Origin of the sequence: Paenibacillus sp. FSL R7-0302 (assembly GCF_038006885.1) — a bacterium.
In the GTDB taxonomy this organism is placed as follows: Bacteria; Bacillota; Bacilli; order Paenibacillales; family Paenibacillaceae; genus Paenibacillus_AQ.
This window is the reverse complement of the sequence record NZ_JBBOWB010000001.1, coordinates 3,036,260-3,053,230: the sequence shown is the minus strand read 5'-3', so window position 1 is coordinate 3,053,230 and position 16,971 is coordinate 3,036,260. Positions and strand designations below refer to the sequence as shown.

Genomic DNA, 16,971 nt, shown 5'->3' with positions numbered 1-16,971 from the left:
GAGAAGCCTGTGGAAAATAAACAGGAAGCAAGGTATGATGGATAGCAATTACACACGAAGGGAGCATCCGGGAGAGATGAAGGACAGCTTGCAGCACATCTTATTTGATCTGGACGGCACACTAACCGATCCCAAGGAAGGTATTACCAAAAGCGTGGAGTATGCGCTTAACCAATTCAGCATAGAGGTGGAGCATACTGACCTGCTGATTCCGTACATAGGTCCGCCGCTATATGATTCTTTTATCGAAATTCAGGGATTTACGGCGGAGGCAGCGGCACAGGCTGTAGAGTTCTACCGGGAGCGTTACCGGACGCTGGGCATGTTCGAGAACCATGTGATTCCAGGCATTCCAGACCTGCTGGAGAGCTTGAGGAGTAAGGGATTCGAGCTGTATGTGGCGACCTCCAAGCCTATTGTGTTCGCTGAGCAGATCCTCCGGCATTACGAACTGGACGGGTTCTTCAAGTATGCGGCCGGCAGCAACCTGGATGGCACAAGATCGAAGAAGCGCGAGGTGATTCAGCATGTGCTGGAGGAGAATAATCTTCTTGCTTCGCATTCGTTGATGATCGGGGACCGGGAGCATGACATCATCGGGGCCAAAGCCTGCGGTGTAGCCTCTGTGGGCGTGTTATTCGGCTATGGTTCAGAGGAGGAGTTATCGGCGGCCGGGGCGGATTATATTGCGCATACGGTAGAAGAAGTAGGGGATATTATTCAGCGGTTGCAGCGGAATGAGCTCGGTGGGTAAGGCCCACGGGCTGAGGGATTAAGGGAGTTAAAGTTAAAGGGATTAAGCGGTCAAGCGGGAAGCGGATTTTAAGTTTTTTTCTGCGAAGTATTGACTTCTGGCGAAGACCGTGCGTATTATGTAACCAGCAACACCATAACCAAGGCAATGACCAGAGACAGGATATCCCGTGAGGACTGACCAGAGAGAGAAGTGCAAGGTGAGAGCTTCTTACAGAGACCAGCCGGATGTTACCCCTCTATAGCCGTGACACTGAACCCTCCTGCTGTTAGCGAGGCTGTAAATGTCACCGCCCCATCCCCGTTAACGGATGCCATGAGGATTGTACTGATCACGTTTCCGCCGAACAGCCGGGGGTGAAGTGACGTATAGTCGAATTAGGGTGGAACCACGAGCTTAGACGCACTCGTCCCTTTCCGGGATGAGATGCGTTTTTTTGTGTTCACATATACGAATATACACTGAAGAAATGGAGGCCATAATCATGGAGATTCAAGTGCAGCTGCCGGATGGAGCAAATAGGAGGTATTCGCGTAACACCACAATTGCGCAGATTGCGGAGTCGATTAGCGTAAGTCTAAGGAAGAATGCAGTAGCCGGCAAAATCGATGGCAGACTCGTTGACCTTGATTGTCCGGTTGAAGGGGACAGCCTCGTGGAGATTGTGTCAGCGGACAGCAGCGACGGGCTGATGATTCACAGACACAGCACAGCCCATGTGATGGCCCAGGCGATCAAACGAATCTATGGAGAACGGAACGTGAAGCTGGGCATTGGTCCAGTGATCGAGGACGGCTTCTATTACGATATAGATATTGAACACCCCCTGTCCAGCGAGGATCTTGCTGCGATTGAGCGGGAGATGGGGAAGATCATCAAGGAGAACCTGCCGATCCGGCGCCGGGTGGTCAGCCGGGCGGAAGCGGTGCAGTACTTTGAACAGTCGGAAGAGCCGCTGAAGCTGGAACTGATCCGGGATCTGCCGGAGGACGCGGTCATCAGCCTGTATGAGCAAGGCGAATTCACGGACCTGTGCCGGGGGCCGCATCTGCCCTCCACTGGCCGGATTAAGGCGTTCAAGCTGCTAAGTGTAGCAGGTGCCTACTGGCGCGGAGATGCTGACAAACAGGTGCTTCAACGGATATATGGCACAGCCTTCCTGAGCGCTGCGGCACTTGAAGAGCATCTGCATCTGCTGGAGGAAGCGAAGAAACGGGATCACCGCAAGCTGGGCAAGGAGCTGGGCTTGTTCATGTTCTCCGAGGAAGCGCCGGGCATGCCGTTCTACCTGGCCAAAGGGATGCTGATCCGCACAGCGCTGGAGGATTTCTCCCGCAGGCTGCAGCGCGCGGACGGATATGAGGAGGTCCGCTCGCCGCTGATGATGAACCGCCGTCTGTGGGAGCAATCCGGACATTGGGATCATTACAAGGACGAGATGTATTTCACTAAGGTGGATGAGACAGATTTTGCGCTGAAGCCGATGAACTGTCCCGGACACATGCTGATCTACAAGAACAGCCTCCGTTCCTACCGGGATCTGCCGATCCGCATTGCGGAATACGGCCAGGTTCACCGCCATGAATCCTCCGGCGCGCTGAACGGGATGATGCGGGTCCGGACTTTTTGCCAGGATGATGCCCATTTGTTCGTGCTGCCGGAGCAGATTGAATCCGAGATCTCGCGGGTGCTGGAGCTGATCGATCAGTTCTATTCTATCTTCGGATTCGAGTACAAGGTCGAGCTGTCTACACGGCCGGAGGATTATATGGGGTCCGAAGAGCTCTGGGATCAGGCGGAGGAGTCGCTTACGCGGGTGCTGAAGAATAACGGAATCGAGTACCGGGTGAATGAAGGAGATGGCGCTTTTTACGGGCCGAAGATTGATTTCCATGTCCTCGATGCCCTGAAGCGGAGCTGGCAATGCGGTACAATTCAACTGGATTTCCAGATGCCCGAGAAGTTCGACCTGACTTATATTGGCGAAGATAACAACAAGCATCGTCCGGTTGTCATTCATCGTGCCGTGTTCGGCTCCATTGACCGGTTCATGGGTATTCTTACAGAGCACTATAGCGGGGCGTTCCCGCTGTGGCTGTCTCCGGTGCAGGTCAAGCTGCTGCCAGTCTCTGTGGTTCATGATGAGTATGCCGAGCAGGTCAGAAGACAGCTGGCGGCAGCCGGACTGCGGGTGGAGGTGGATTCCCGGAATGAGAAGCTGGGCTACAGAATCCGTGAAGCTCAGCTGGAGAAAATCCCTTATATGCTGGTGCTGGGAGATCAGGAGCAGAAGGACGGAACAATCTCGGTACGAAGCCGTGCGGAGAACGCACTGTCCACACTGAGGGCACAGGAATTCATTCAGCAATTGACTGCCAGGATTGACAGATGGGAATAAATCGCTTCATATATAATAGGTGAAAAGCTAACAGGTAAAAAGATATAGGGGGAAATCAGTTGACAGCAATAGAAACAGGGCAGCTTGCAGGTAGCGTAATCCGGCTTGTGGCTTTGACGGCAGAGCATAAGCCTGAGCTTAAGAAGCTGCTGCACAATCCGTTGATCTGGGAGTACACCTGGAGACGGATCAGCTCAGAGGAACAGGCAGGACAACTGGTGGATACGGCTCTGACGAATCAGGCGGCAGGCAAGGATATGCCTTATGTGATGGTGGAGCAGGCATCCGGCCGGATCGTAGGGACTACGCGGTTGATGCATCTGGACGGTACGCATCGCAATGCAGAGATCGGCTGCACCTGGATCTCACCGGAATACTGGAGAACTGCGGTGAATACGGAGTCGAAGCTGCTTTTGCTGCAACATGCATTCGAGGTGCTGGGGCTGATCCGGGTGGACTTCTCCATTGTCAGTCACAACCTGCGCTCCCAGCGGGCCATTGAGCGGATTGGAGCGGTCCGGGAGGGCGTCCTGCGCAAGCATCGTATTACCGCTGACGGGGCTGTTATGGACAATGTGCTGTACAGCATTATCGATGAGGAATGGCCTGCGGTGAAGAAGAATCTGCAATATCTGGTGAATGAGAAATATAAATAGCGGTTGCTATGGTGTGGTGTAAAGTAGTGCTTTAACATAGAGGGGTCCCTGCGAGGGCTCCTCTATTTATTTTGCAAATAGCCATATCTATGAAACATTGATATAATAGAATGACATGAGAATAGAAACATACATTCCCATTATCTCGGGGTTCTGAGCATGAACAAACCGTCTATATTTGTATGTTCCGGCCCAACCTTCACCCTGCGGTGCGGATTTGGGTTTATGTTATGTTGTAGGGAAATTATGAAGTGATGGCGAGGTTGGCTAGAGGATGAACTGGAATGATTTCGGAGAACGGAACAAGCGGCTGAATCCCTTATGGAGTCTGGGCGCAGGCATGAATCTGGGTGAGCTGCAGCCGTATAAGGAAATGATTGCGCTTAGTGTGCTGCTGCAGGTCTATTATCTGGAGCTGGAATCGAATGAACAGCGGGCCAGGGAGGATCTGGTGGATCTGGCCTGGAGCTCGCTGGAGCGCTTCGGCATAGAGAAGCTCGGCAGCCCGGAATCGGTCGAGCGGCTGGTGGACGGACTGTTGTGGAGCGGCAGCGGCGGCGATTTCGAGGCCCATTATTATGATGACCATACCCGGCAGATCGGGGTCCAGAAATACAAGTATTTCACTGTGGACGAGGATGCTACGCGTATCAGCTGGGAGGAGAACGGGACGACCATTTACCGGCTCTCCGAGTATGCGATGGAGCTGATCTTCATGAGCCACGAGATTATCGATGAGTTCCAGGTCAGCATCAAGCTGCTGGAGATTCAGATGCATATCAAGCATGGACGGGTTACCCGGGCGATGCAGGATGTGAATGAGCTGATCTCCCGCGTGCGCAAAATGACCCAGCAGCAGCAGGAATACCGTAATGCCCTGCGCCGTAATCCGAAGCATATCTTCAGCGAATACGGCACTCAGCGGCACGAGCGGCTGGAGGAGATCCACCAGCAGTTTGACGAGGAACGCAAGCATTTCGATAATATCCACCGCTCGCTGGCCCGGCTGGCCAATGATGAGAAGGATGTCATTGATTTCAATGAGCTGCGTCAGCTCTCTGAGCGGGTGGAGCTGTCCCGGCGGGTGCATGACGAGCTGGCCGAGGTCGTGCTGAGCATCTTCGAAGCGGAGACGAATCTGCGGCTGAACTTCCCGGAATTATTCTGGGGAGCAGCGGGCTTTAACTTCCGCACCCATGTGTGGGAGGAATGGGTGAAGCCCGAAGGGCTGCGGGACGGGGATAGCCTGGAGACGCTGATCAGCGGGCTGTTCTCGCCCAGCCAGGATTTCATCTATCCGCTGGCCTGGGCCTGGGAAGAGCAGGAGGTTGGCTTCCTGCCGGAGGATACGCCGGATGTGACGGAGGAAGCCGGGGAAGAAGAGGACATCCATTATGTGCCCAGAGATATTCCCTGGACCGAGGTATGTGAACTGTGGCTGCCCGTCATTGCCGGAGTGGCTGCGCAGGGCAGCTTCACCTTCACTGCGGAGGCATTCACGGAGCAGGAGCAGCGGCGCTGGGCGGATTGTCCGGATGCCGTGGATTTGTGGGTGCAATTTTTCCATACCATAATTACTGTCGAGGAGCAGGAAGCGGAAGGCCATGGCGTCGCGGACGAGTGCCAGAAGCTGCTTCAGCGGCTGATGCTGGACCACCCGGAGCTTGCGGTGTTGCGCGGCTTAAGGCTGCGGACTACCATCTCTTCACAGCAGCAGGGCAGCATCCGTATCCCTGGTCTTGAGATCAGCCCTTATACCATTACTATAGTAGAGAAGTGAGATGATTCGGATATGAGTTATTCCTTAGAGCAAGTTCAGCAGGCTTCCAGGCTGTTCTTCGACCTGCTTCGGCGCAAGGTGATTCCGCTGGATGATCCCGCTGCCGCCGAATGTCTGCAGGATACCGCCGCCTATGATGCCCTGCAATATGTAGCCAAAGAAGCCGGCTGCCGGATTATGAATTCCGGTCACCGCCTGCACCTGCTCGTGAGTCCGATCGGCTCCGGGTTCGCCAGCAACTTCACTCAGCTGCGTAATAAATATTCACGGATTGAGCGTAAGACGCATCTACATATCATTAACGTTATTATCCTTGTCTTCCTGGCGGAGATGGATCAGGATGAGCAGCACTTCAAGCCGGGACAGGACAGCATGTCTTACATCCAACTGTCGGATCAGGTATCCGAGTTGTTCCAAGGCTGGATTGGCATGGATGAAGACGGCAGCTTCAGCAAGCAGTGGCGGCTGGATATCCAGGCGATGCACAGAGTGTGGACCAGCCTCTATATGCAGACCCGCAGCCAGGAGGAGGGCGATTCGCTGACCCGCGGTGCAGGCTCCCGGATTGGCCTCATTCACGAAGGAATGAAGCTGCTGGAGGAGGAGCATCTGGTGTTCATTTCCGAGCATGAGAAGCGGATTTTCCCCCGGGAAGAGCTGTACGAGCGGATGCGTTATCTCTACCATGATGTGGACCGGTACAAAGAGCTGAAGGCTCTGATTGGCCGCACACTGAGCGAACAGGAGGGTGAAGCCCATGCCGCGCATTGAGCGAATCCGCATCGCCGGACTGAAATACGAGAAGATGCTGAAGAAATATGAGGATATGATCCTCGATCTGTGTAATGAAGAAGGCCCGGCCAATACCCTGATTACGCTGATGAACGGCGGGGGGAAGGGCGTGCTGCTGCAGTCGATTTTCCAGTTGCTGATGCCTAGAGCCGCCTGGGGTAAGGATAATGAGAACCAGGTCGAGGCCTTCTTCCATAATCACAAAAAACAGCTGAAGCCCTACACCTTCCACGTGGCCATCGAATGGCGGCTCGACGATAAGGAGCGGACGGAGTATGTCACCACCGGGATCGCGATGACGGCCCAGCATTCCATGGACCAGCTTGAGATCAAAGTGGATTATCTGCTATACGCGCTGCTGAAATATGAGGAGTCGGCTGAGCTTACACTCTCCACCCTTCCCTTATATGATCATGAGCTGAATACGCCCGCGAGCTTCGAAGCGATTCAGCAGTTTGTGCGGGAACGGCGGGGTGAGATTAATGTCTACGGCAGCAGCAGCTCCGATCTGAAGAAATACTATGCCTACCTGGCTGACCATGATATCCATATTGATGAATGGCGCAATATGCGCAGAATCAACGGGGAAGAGGGCGGCATCAAGGGCTATTTCCAGAAAAATGACGCTTTCACCAATCATAATCTCTTCGAGCGGCTGATTATTCCAGAGATCGGTTCCAGTCTGGGAGGGAGCCTGCGCGAGGATGAGGGCTCGCTTCAGCGGATGTTCGTGGACACCGCTACGGTTGCACAGCGGCTGCCGATGCTGGAGCAGCGGGAGCGCGCTTTTGCCGAGTTCACCTCTCTTGCGGCTCCTCTGTATGAAGCGGTGAAGCTCGGAACGGAGGCGGACCTCAGCTTCCGGGAGACAGAGAGGCTGGGAGCGCAGCTCTATACCGTTATTCATGATGAACTGAAGCAGGCGGAAGACAAGCGCCGCATAACGGGGGATGAGCTGGCCGGACATTATCTGGAAGCGAAGACGCTCAGATTCGAGAGCGATAATCTGAAGTACCTGCGGCTGAAGGAAGACCATGACGGCAAGCAGGAGCACTTCAGAGTGGTCTCTGATAATCAGACACGGGCCAAGCAACGTCTGGAAGAATCCAAGCAGCGGGAGAAGTCGCTGGAGGTCGCCCATTATCTGGCCCGGCGCAAGCTGCAGCTCCGCCAGATGGAGCAGTGGCAGAAGGAGATTGAAGCCATCGAAGGGTCGCTTGCGATGAAGGAGCGCCAAGAGGTGATTCAAAGCGCCAAGCAGGAGCTGCGGGCACAGTGGGAGCAGGTCTACCGGCTATGGCAGGCGAAGAGCCTGTTCTACAGCGGACAGCAGCATTCCCATGCAGCGGAAGAACAGATTCTGCGCAAGGGGAGGGAGGAATTGCTGCTGGAGCTTGGCAGACTGGACGGGAAGCTCCAGGAATTAACAGCCATGATCCGTCAGTATACAGAGGATCTGGGTGTGTTCGCTTCCCGCCACGGACAGGAAGCCGCCCACTCACCGGCAGCCGCCCTACAGCGGACGCTGATTGCGGCCAGAGGGCTGACTGAGCAGATTGAGGCCTTGAACGAACAGCGCAAGACCGCTGAAGACCAGAAGCTGCTCCTGCATACGCAGCATACCCGGCTGGCTGAGAAGCTGCTGGGGGCTGAGGCTCAGGCTGAGGAGCTGACCGGACGCACCGAAGCGCAGATGAACAAGGAATCACAGCTCTGGTCACAGCTCGTAGTGCTGCTGGAGATGTATGAGGAGCATCAGCGCTTAGGCGCGACAGCTCTATTCGAAGCGAAGCCTCTAATCGAGGAGCGGTTCATTCGCAGGCTGGAGGATACCGAGCAGCAGACGAAGCGGCTGCGGCGGGATTATTATCAGCAGCTGCTGGATGTTGAGCTACAGCAGGAAGCCTACTGGCTGCCTAACCATGATATTGTAACGGTGAAGGATACGCTGGATGCCCTCAAGATTAGTTCTATGACTGGCACCATGTATCTGAACGATCAGCCTTATCTGGTCCGTGAGGAGGAGCTGGAACGCCATCCGCTGCTTCCTTACGGCCTGATTGTCACGAAGCGTGAAGCGGCTAAGCTGCAGCCGGAGCTGCTTAAGGAGCTTCTGCTTAAGGCTCCGGTCCCGGTCTTCGTGCGTGAGGAGATGGCGGAGGGCGGTAGAGACGCCTTCCTGCTGCTGGCCCATCAAGGGCCGCAAATGGTCTTGCAGCCGGATCATTTTCAGGAGTGGAAGCGGGGGATGGCCTCCAGACTCCGTGAGCAGGAGGAGGAGCTTCAGGCGGAGGAAGCGTATCTTGCCAAGCTGAGAAGCGCCCGGCAGGAATATGAGCGCCTGCATCAAGGCGAGCATACCGCAAGTCTGCGGAGCAGACAGAAGAGTGCGGAGACCCTGCTGCAGCAGCTTCGCAGCCAGCTGAATGAAATGAACGCAGAACAGGTACGCTATGAGGAGGTTCTGGCTGGAATTTCCAGAGACCTGTCAGCCTGTGAAGCGGAGAAGTCCGAGCAGGAGACCCGGGCGGCGGCGCTGCGGGAGTGGAGTGAGCGGAGCCGGAAGCACGAGCAGAGCTATACAGACAAGCAAAAGTCTGTGGAACAGAAGAATAACCTCAGCAAAGAGATTGCAGTTAAGGACCAGCAGCTCGCCCGGCTGAAGGCGGAGATGGACAGTCTCGCCTTGCAGCGTGAGAAATGGATCGGGGATGCACGTTATTCCGTATTCCCGCGGCTGCAGAATTGGTTCCCGGACATAGAGTTCCCCGGAGAAGCTGCGGGTGCGAAGGTTCAGGATGCGAATGCTGAGGCGGATCAAGCAGCTGCCGATGAAGTGCTGAATGAGGCGGTACAGGACAAGCTGCTGCAGGTGCTCAGTACGGTCGAGAGTCTTCAGCAGTCGCTAAGCCAGAACGAGCTGGAGATCCGCACCAGAACAGCCCAGATCAAGGCGGCCAGAGAACAGCTGGCTGAGCTGGAAGCTGCGGTGCAGCAGGTAGATGCCGGATGGCCGTCTGCCCCTGAGCCGCAGGAGTCACCGGATATGATTCAGTCCGCCAGAGTCCGCCAGAAGAGTGACACGATGATTCTGGACGAGGACTACCAGCAGCTCCGTGATTCCTTCATCCGCTGTCAGACCGAGCTTGACAGCCTGCGCAAAGAGCTGGGCAAGTCCGAGAAGGCAATCAAGGAGAAGCATGAGCGGACGGTAGAGCTGTGGCATGAGCCTCTGGCACAGAAGGAGGAAGAGATCAGTCTGCGGGTCCGGGAGAATGAGCATCTGCTGAATACCAGTAAGCAGGCGCTGGCTTCCATGGATCAATGGCTGCTCGTTCTCGGCAATCAGAGCCGGATCATGGATACTCATGTCGAGCACCGTGTGTCTCTTCGGGAGGTGCCTGAAGAATTGCAGCTGAAGGTGCGGGAGAGCTGCGAGACGCTGGTGGAGGATTGGCTGCAGCGCAGCAAGGAGAGCCGCAGCCAGCGGGCAGATATCTCCCGCAAGGTGAAGGAAGAGAAGACTGACCTAAGCGGCAAGGTAGCCAAGTCCGGCTGGAATGCAGAGCTTGAGACCAAGATTCAGGAACGCCTGAACAATGTTCACTGGGATGATTTCGCTATCGCCTTACAGGTGCTGGATTCGATGCTTCAGAGCTCACGCGATCAGATGGAGAGCATCCGCAGCGATAAAGAGGATATGGAGCTGTCCCGCAAGCTGTGGGTAGGCCGTGCAGCCAAGCGTGTGGTGCAGATCGTTGATATTCTGAAGCGGATGGAACGCCGGATGATCATTCACAATGAGAACGGCCATGCCTTCCCGCTGGTTAAGCTGAATTACAAGAATATTAATGTTCCACGGACGACCGATGACATCGAACCGCTGGTCAGCGAGTACTTCAACCGCTGCATCAGCAGCCTGCTGGAGCGGTTCCCGAAGATGGAGCAGGTTCCGGCTTCGGCCGTCAGAGAGCTGATTAACGATGGACGCATGGTGTACGCGGCGCTGCAGAACCGCTTCCCGGTGTTGCAGGTGTATAAGCCGGTGACGGAGAATTACTTCCTGTATGCCGCTCCCGAGGACTATCATTATTCCGATTGGGAGGTTATCAACCGCGGCGCGCTGGATGAGGCGGTAGGCAGCGGCGGACAACGCCAGTCTGTTCAATTGCTGGTGGCGATGATGATCATGACCCACAAGCGTGTTAACCGGGAAAATAAAGGCTGGACGGTCTTCCTGTACGATAACCCGTTCGGTGAGATGGTCTCGAATAACGTGCTTGACCCGGTCTTCGAGATTTCGAAGGCGCTGAAGTTCCAGTGGCTGATCGTCACGCCGCCGGAGCTGGTCAAGAATGATGTCAGCATCCGCTTCGGCGTGTACTGGCAGCTGTATTTTGGCGGAGATAAAGGGGATGCCCTGGATTCGACCCTGATCAAAGGCGGCCGCAAGCTGATCCCTGCTTCATTATTCTAGAAATAGAAGCATCACTGGGTAACCCTACAAATCATAGAGACAGGTGGTAGTGTGATTATGATGAACTTAAAATCGGCAACGAAATTAGCTAACGGTGTAGAAATGCCATGGTTCGGGCTGGGCGTATTCAAGGTACAAGAGGGCCAGGAGGTTATTGATTCGGTCAAAGCAGCCATCAAGGCCGGTTATAGAAGTATTGATACCGCATCCGTATATGGAAATGAAGAAGGGGTCGGACAGGCTATCCGTGAATCGGGAGTAGCGCGTGAGGAGCTGTTCATCACCACCAAGGTATGGAATACAGAGCAGGGCTATGATTCTACGCTGGCAGCATTTGACCAGAGCTTAAGCAAGCTGGGACTGGATTATGCCGATCTGTATCTGGTGCACTGGCCGATCCGGGCCAAATACAAAGATACCTGGCGTGCCCTTGAGAAGCTGTATGCAGACGGTAAAGTCCGGGCCATCGGGGTATCCAACTTCCAGATCGATCATCTGGAGGATCTGCTGGCAGACGCCACCGTGAAGCCGATGGTCAACCAGGTGGAGCTGCATCCGCTGCTTAACCAGCAAGAGCTCCGCGAATACTGCAAGGCGCAGGGCATTCAGATTGAAGCCTGGGCCCCGCTGGCCCAAGGTCATCTGCTGGACAATGAGGTACTTGCTGATATTGCAGCCCGACACAACAAAACACTGCCGCAGGTGATCCTGCGCTGGGATCTGCAGAACGGAATCGTGACGATTCCGAAGTCGGTCAAGGCGGAGCGGATTATTGCGAATGCCGATATTTTTGACTTCGAGCTGTCAGAAGAGGAGATCAGCCGGATTAACGGCCTGAACCGCGATCAGCGCTTCGGCTCTCACCCGGACCGGTTTAATAACGAGTAAGCCCGGCAGACTCTTTTGAATAATTACTAGATTCGGACATACACATAAGAGAGATGGAACTATACGTCCATCCCGTGCGTAACCGATATAGTAATAGAAGAGATTTGAGAAGCCGGAGGGGATTTCATGAAGCGTGCAAGAATACTGCAAACAGTGCTGACCGGTATGCTGATCATTATGCTGCTGCCGTTCATTCCGGGGAAGGCGGAGGCGGCAGTACCGGCTCATTCGGAAGCCTTTTATGTGAATGACTACGCGAACGTGATTGATGAGAAGACCGAGAATTACATGGTCAACTATGGGGTGAAGCTCTATCAGGAGACCGGTGCGCAGGTAGTGCTGGTTACGGTGAATTCGACGAACGGCGTATCTATGGAGAAATATGCGACCTCGCTGTTCAATTCATGGGGAGTCGGCTCTGCGGACAAGAATAACGGACTTCTGCTGCTGCTCTCCATTAAGGACGATGATTACTGGGCCGTTCCCGGCAAGGGACTGGAGACTGAGCTGAACAGTGGTGTGATCTCGAAGATTCTCTCGGCATCGCTGGAGCCGGACTTCGCTGCCAAGAAGTATAGCGCCGGTGCTCATAAAACCTATGGCTCCTTCATTCAGAAGCTCGGCGGAAGCTACTCGGAAACACTTGGTACCCGCAGCTATGTCTCGGACAACGCCGGAATCCTCCCGCAAGTTACCAAGGATTATCTGAATCAGTCGAGTAACCGTTACGCGGCTACCACCGGGAGCGGAATCTATGTGGTAACTGTTAAGAATACTGGCGGCAAGAGCCTGCAGGATTACACCTATGCGAAATTCGCCGGGGTTGCTGCCGGACCCAGAGATGTGATGCTGGTAGTGGATATCGGCGGAGATAACTATCATGTGCTACAGGGCAAATCGATCGATAGAGTGCTGACGAATGAGCGGATCAGCGGGATTCTGAATATGGTGCTGGAGCCTAAATTCGCGGCAAAAGATTACGCTGGCGGCGTGGTGGGGACGGCGAATGCCTTCTACAGCTTTTTCCTGGCCCGGGCAGATGCTGCTTCGGGACAAGCCGCAGGCAGCTTCACATCCGCAGCAGCCTCTACTGTCAGCAAAGCACCTGTGACAGCGAAGGAACCTGTGAAGCTGGTGCCTGTCTCCAGATCAAAGGGAATGATGATTCTCGGGATTTTCCTGGTTCTTGTCGCGCTAATCAGTCTTGCGGCTGCCGCGCGCAACCGTTATGTTGCCCGTTACGGGATACGGATAAATCCGCATAACCCGCGCAATATCCGGCGTTATGGCGCCTGGACCGGCCAGCCCGGTTATGGCTACAGCCAGAGAAGAAGATACCGGCGGCCGCACCATCACTCTTCCTCGGGGAGCAGCTCATCCAGCTCCAGCAGCTTCTGGGGCAGTAACTCCGGGGGCGGAGGTTCTTCGAGCGGTGGCGGAGCGGGGCGGTATTCCTCGCGTGACGATGACGATGATGACAGGAATCGTGGCGGTGGCGGATACTCGGGCGGCGGTGGAGCCGGCCGTTATTCCTCCAACGATGACGACGATGATAGCAACTCTGGCGGACGCGGCAGTGCAAGCAGCGGTGGCGGTGTAGGCAGACACGGTTAATCCGAGTCGCTCAACCGCTAAGCTGTGCTAGAGTTAGCGTGAAGCCGTGCAGGAATGCACGGCTTTTTTTCAAAAGCACAGTCCAGCTGGAAAGGAATGATTGACTTTATGAGTACATCTATCACGGTCCGCCGGATGAAGTCCGAGGATATTACATGGATACATGAAGGGCTGGCCCCGCATGATGTCAGCAAACCGGTAGCGTATATTGAACAGTGTTGGAAGGAGAACGAAGGGGAGAAGCGGCTTACGCTGGTAGCCCTTCGTGGGAATGAGTTTGCAGGCTGGGGACATATCGTGTATACGTCACACTATCCTTATTTTGCAGAGAATCATATTCCAGAGATTCAGAATCTCGATGTGATTCCGGCCTTGCGGAAATCCGGTATCGGCATTATGTTGATGGACGCTCTCGAAGCAGAAGCATTCGCCAGATTTGACACGGTTGGCATTGGTTTCGGATTGTATGACAGCTATGGTACGGCCCAAAGGCTGTACATCAAGCGGGGCTATGTCCCGGATGGCCGGGGACTCATGTATGACAACCTGCCCGCTGTTCCTGGAAGTCAGGTGCGGGTGGATGATGAGCTTACTCTATACTTGACAAAATCAAGGTAGAGCACGAATTACCATTGTTACAGCGGCAGTCAGGGACGTTAATGTCCGGGCTGCCGCTGTTGGTTTTTTTTAGATTTCAGCATCATAGCGTGCCATAAATTCAGGAACTAATTCAGGATTTGTCATAAGCGCCACCGATTCATTCTCTAATTCCTCTGCCAGCTCATCGTCGGTCATGGATACAAAGAAGGTAATGTCCTCTTTGGTTTGATTATATTTTGTGAATACATCGTCCTTGGTTTCATTAACAACCTTGGCAATGATGTTGACCATTTCATCTTTATATTGGTATACATTATCCTCAGCATATAAAAAACGGCTGATATGATTAAAATGCGAATGCTCACCATATTGAAATTCGGAAATTCCCCATTTGTAATAAAGCTCTGTTTCAGCATCATCACATAAGCCTTCACTTGTCATATCGGCAATATGTCTGGCAAGTGATTGCTCTGTATTGACAGCAAGGAACAGAGTGACAAAGTCGCTATCTGTACCAATTGCGCAGACATATACCTTCTCATGTGCTACTTCCGCCAATATAGCTTCAAGGTCAGCCACAAAGCCCTCGCGAATCCGTTGTTCAAATTCAGTTAGAAAAGCGTTCATTATAACCCTCCTTATATTACGATTTAGTATGACTTCACTTATAGAATAGTGGCGTTGCGTATAGGAATGCAAGCAGCTGCCTTTATCTCCGGTTTGCCTCTGTCAGCGCATTCTCCCTGATTGTATTCAACTCCTTCACACTGAACAATCCGGCCCGATACAGATTAACGAACTCGTCCGACACACTCTGGTCAAAAATAATCATATCATCCGTATTCACCGTGACTGTGACTCCATAATCATAGAGCTTGCGGATGGGATGTGACCCATAATCAGGCACCCGGGAGAGTAGAACATTGCTGGTGGGGCAGATGTTAAGCTGGATATGATGGTCGGCAAGCCACTTCATCGTCTCTGGCGATTGTGCGGCTGCGATGCCATGCTGAACCTGATCCAGCTCCAGTTCCTCCACCGCTTGTTTTACCAGATCAGATGTACCAAATTCCCCTACATGCGCTTTGAGAATCAGCCCTTTCGCCTTCGCTATGCGGAACGCCTGCTTAAACCCCGGAACAGCAGACTCATCGCCAAAAATATCGAGCGATCTAAAGTAGTTATACTCAAGATATTGTTCGAGCCTCTCAATGGTTTCTTGGATTGGTGTATGAGTAAGAAAGGTAAGCTCCGGCACAAAATGAATCTCCGGCGCAACCCGCTGATGGATGCCCTGAATGGTATGGATCAGTGTTGCTATAGAGCCGTTAAACCACTCTTCTTCTCCCATCGTCACACTCATATGCAGCAATTGAACACCGTCGGTCTTCGCTTGGACAAAAGCAGCCTCAATCCGCTTCTCATACCCGATTCGTCCGGGCAGCAAAGGCTTGATATAGCGGGCATTCCACCAGTTCATCTCCCCAAGATCCTTAAATGTTGGACATTCCGGTATAGCCGTATCGCACCAAGCTGTGATGTAACGTTTGTTGCCACCCCGGGTGATATGGTTGTGCAGATCGCCTTTGGGTATTTGCCGTATCAACTCCCGATTGTTCTGCTCCAAGGCTGTGATGAATTGCTGTTTCATGCCGCTGTCCTCCTATGTTTTAATTGGGCCGGCCTGCGCTTATATGAACTAGTTTACAGTTTCTGGACAGAGTTAAACAAACTGAAACTTTTAAATCAGAGATTTCGTCTATCATGGAAGTTGTGAGTTTATAGACTTAACCATTATCAGTATGTTAGGGAGGATTTCAGAAGTGAGCTCTTTACCACAACGTTCTACTGTCCGCAAGAAGAAGACACCGGCGCGCAAGCGCAAGAAAAGAGGTTTCTTCCACACACTCTTCAGGGTGTTCATGGTCTGTTTCATTCTGGTTATAGCAGCCGGAGGCTGGCTCTATTTTGCACCGTCGGCCCAGAATACGCGCTTCCTGATCGCAGATACGCTGATTACAACTCAACACCGGCACTGGGCCAAATATATTATCGGCGAAGAGGAACTGAAGCACCGCGTCAGCGATTATACCAAGCGCTTCGAGGAGATGGGCGACGAGGTTGATACCCATGAGATCAAGCCTGAGCCTGTAAAGGAAGCGGAGCATACACCGCTCGTCCAGATTGAAGAAGTCACGGGCAGCGGGTATAGCGGCTATGTCATGATTGTGAACGATCCCAAGAAGGTGCGCCTGGGTGTGCCGGGCAAAATCGGCTCCGGGGAGAAGGTATCCAGCATGGTGGCACGGACGGGGGCTATCGCCGGGGTGAACGGCGGCGGCTTCGCCGATCCGAACTGGAAGGGCAATGGCTTCAAGCCGATCGGGCTGGTGATCTCGCAAGGGAAGCTGTTCTACAATGGACTGGGCGGCAAGAAATCCACTCATATTGTCGGCATCGATAAGGAAGGCAAAATGGTTGCCGGTAACTACACGCTGGATCAGCTCAGCAAGATGGGGGTGCAGGAGGCGGTTTCTTTTCAGCCACGGATTATTGTGAACGGTAAAGGCCAGATTAAGAATGCCGCCGAAGGCTGGGGCATCGCGCCAAGAACTGCAATGGGCCAACGGGCGGACGGTGCGCTCCTCTTCGTAGTGATTGACGGACGGCAGCCGGGCTACAGCATCGGGGCGAACCTGTATGATGTGCAGCAGATTATGCTGAAGCATGGGGCGGTCATTGCGGCCAATCTGGACGGGGGATCTTCGACGGTGCTGGTGAAGGACAACGAGATTGTCAACAAGCCCTCTTCGCAGTATGGGGAGCGTTACCTGCCGACGGCATTCCTAGTATTTGATGACCCCGAGAACGCGAAGATCAAGAATATCTGGGAAGGGCTGGACCCGGCCAAGATCGACGCAGGCAAGAAGCGCACCCAGTAGCATCCACAGGTTCCCTGCTTCATAATCTATAGTAGATCAGACGCGGCAGGTGTGCTAGGATAACAAGTAA

General features: G+C 53.8%; 12 protein-coding genes. 10 read left to right on the top strand and 2 right to left on the bottom strand.

The features are described 5' to 3' along the window. Positions 1 to 34: 34 nt before the first annotated feature. The 9 genes from MKY96_RS13260 (at position 35) to MKY96_RS13220 (ending at position 13,977) form a co-directional block, all read left to right on the top strand. Positions 35 to 754, top strand: a complete 720-nt coding sequence (locus tag MKY96_RS13260; RefSeq protein WP_340940966.1) for an HAD family hydrolase — start codon at positions 35 to 37, stop codon at positions 752 to 754. Positions 755 to 1,238: 484 nt separating this feature from the next. Next, positions 1,239 to 3,152, top strand: a complete 1,914-nt coding sequence (thrS, locus tag MKY96_RS13255; RefSeq protein WP_340940965.1) for a threonine--tRNA ligase — start codon at positions 1,239 to 1,241, stop codon at positions 3,150 to 3,152. 59 nt (positions 3,153 to 3,211) lie between these two features. Then, on the top strand, positions 3,212 to 3,808 hold the full coding sequence (locus MKY96_RS13250) for a GNAT family N-acetyltransferase (RefSeq protein ID WP_340940964.1): 597 nt from the start codon (positions 3,212 to 3,214) through the stop codon (positions 3,806 to 3,808). Positions 3,809 to 4,082: 274 nt separating this feature from the next. Then, positions 4,083 to 5,588 carry a hypothetical protein gene (locus MKY96_RS13245; RefSeq protein WP_340940963.1) on the top strand — a complete coding sequence of 502 codons (1,506 nt, stop codon included), beginning with the start codon at positions 4,083 to 4,085 and terminating at the stop codon, positions 5,586 to 5,588. Positions 5,589 to 5,600: 12 nt separating this feature from the next. Continuing rightward, positions 5,601 to 6,359, top strand: coding sequence for a DUF6063 family protein (locus MKY96_RS13240; protein WP_340940962.1), 759 nt, complete (start codon positions 5,601 to 5,603; stop codon positions 6,357 to 6,359). Further along, positions 6,346 to 10,857: a hypothetical protein gene (locus tag MKY96_RS13235; protein ID WP_340940960.1), complete on the top strand. Its 4,512-nt coding sequence runs from the start codon at positions 6,346 to 6,348 to the stop codon at positions 10,855 to 10,857. Before MKY96_RS13240 ends, MKY96_RS13235 begins: the two co-directional genes overlap by 14 nt. Positions 10,858 to 10,914: 57 nt before the next feature. After that, positions 10,915 to 11,745 (top strand): aldo/keto reductase, encoded by an 831-nt coding sequence (locus MKY96_RS13230; protein WP_445671437.1) that lies wholly within the window; start codon positions 10,915 to 10,917, stop codon positions 11,743 to 11,745. A 126-nt stretch (positions 11,746 to 11,871) separates the two neighbouring features. Then, on the top strand, positions 11,872 to 13,359 hold the full coding sequence (locus MKY96_RS13225; RefSeq protein ID WP_340940958.1) for a TPM domain-containing protein: 1,488 nt from the start codon (positions 11,872 to 11,874) through the stop codon (positions 13,357 to 13,359). Positions 13,360 to 13,467: 108 nt separating this feature from the next. Next, the gene (locus MKY96_RS13220) at positions 13,468 to 13,977 is read left to right on the top strand and encodes a GNAT family N-acetyltransferase (protein WP_340940956.1); all 510 of its coding nucleotides are present in this window, start codon (positions 13,468 to 13,470) and stop codon (positions 13,975 to 13,977) included. A 69-nt stretch (positions 13,978 to 14,046) separates the two neighbouring features. Here the strand turns inward: MKY96_RS13220 and MKY96_RS13215 are convergent, their stop codons facing one another. After that, positions 14,047 to 14,586: a DUF4303 domain-containing protein gene (locus tag MKY96_RS13215; protein WP_340940954.1), complete on the bottom strand. Its 540-nt coding sequence runs from the start codon at positions 14,584 to 14,586 to the stop codon at positions 14,047 to 14,049. A gap of 82 nt (positions 14,587 to 14,668) precedes the next feature. Continuing rightward, positions 14,669 to 15,610: a hypothetical protein gene (locus MKY96_RS13210; protein ID WP_340940953.1), complete on the bottom strand. Its 942-nt coding sequence runs from the start codon at positions 15,608 to 15,610 to the stop codon at positions 14,669 to 14,671. Between the two features lie 151 nt (positions 15,611 to 15,761). Between MKY96_RS13210 and MKY96_RS13205 the strand changes: the two genes are divergently transcribed. Further along, positions 15,762 to 16,901 carry a phosphodiester glycosidase family protein gene (locus MKY96_RS13205; protein ID WP_340940952.1) on the top strand — a complete coding sequence of 380 codons (1,140 nt, stop codon included), beginning with the start codon at positions 15,762 to 15,764 and terminating at the stop codon, positions 16,899 to 16,901. Positions 16,902 to 16,971: the final 70 nt, after the last annotated feature.

Excerpts from the sequence above, each read along its gene's own strand:
- MKY96_RS13260 (WP_340940966.1), top strand. The coding sequence starts at position 35 with ATGATGGATAGCAATTACACACGAAGGGAGCATCCGGGAGAGATGAAG.
- thrS (WP_340940965.1), top strand. The coding sequence starts at position 1,239 with ATGGAGATTCAAGTGCAGCTGCCGGATGGAGCAAATAGGAGGTATTCG.
- MKY96_RS13245 (WP_340940963.1), top strand. The coding sequence starts at position 4,083 with ATGAACTGGAATGATTTCGGAGAACGGAACAAGCGGCTGAATCCCTTA.
- MKY96_RS13240 (WP_340940962.1), top strand. The coding sequence starts at position 5,601 with ATGAGTTATTCCTTAGAGCAAGTTCAGCAGGCTTCCAGGCTGTTCTTC.
- MKY96_RS13235 (WP_340940960.1), top strand. The coding sequence starts at position 6,346 with ATGCCGCGCATTGAGCGAATCCGCATCGCCGGACTGAAATACGAGAAG.
- MKY96_RS13230 (WP_445671437.1), top strand. The coding sequence starts at position 10,915 with ATGATGAACTTAAAATCGGCAACGAAATTAGCTAACGGTGTAGAAATG.
- MKY96_RS13225 (WP_340940958.1), top strand. The coding sequence starts at position 11,872 with ATGAAGCGTGCAAGAATACTGCAAACAGTGCTGACCGGTATGCTGATC.
- MKY96_RS13220 (WP_340940956.1), top strand. The coding sequence starts at position 13,468 with ATGAGTACATCTATCACGGTCCGCCGGATGAAGTCCGAGGATATTACA.
- MKY96_RS13215 (WP_340940954.1), bottom strand. The coding sequence starts at position 14,586 with ATGAACGCTTTTCTAACTGAATTTGAACAACGGATTCGCGAGGGCTTT.
- MKY96_RS13210 (WP_340940953.1), bottom strand. The coding sequence starts at position 15,610 with ATGAAACAGCAATTCATCACAGCCTTGGAGCAGAACAATCGGGAGTTG.
- MKY96_RS13205 (WP_340940952.1), top strand. The coding sequence starts at position 15,762 with ATGTTAGGGAGGATTTCAGAAGTGAGCTCTTTACCACAACGTTCTACT.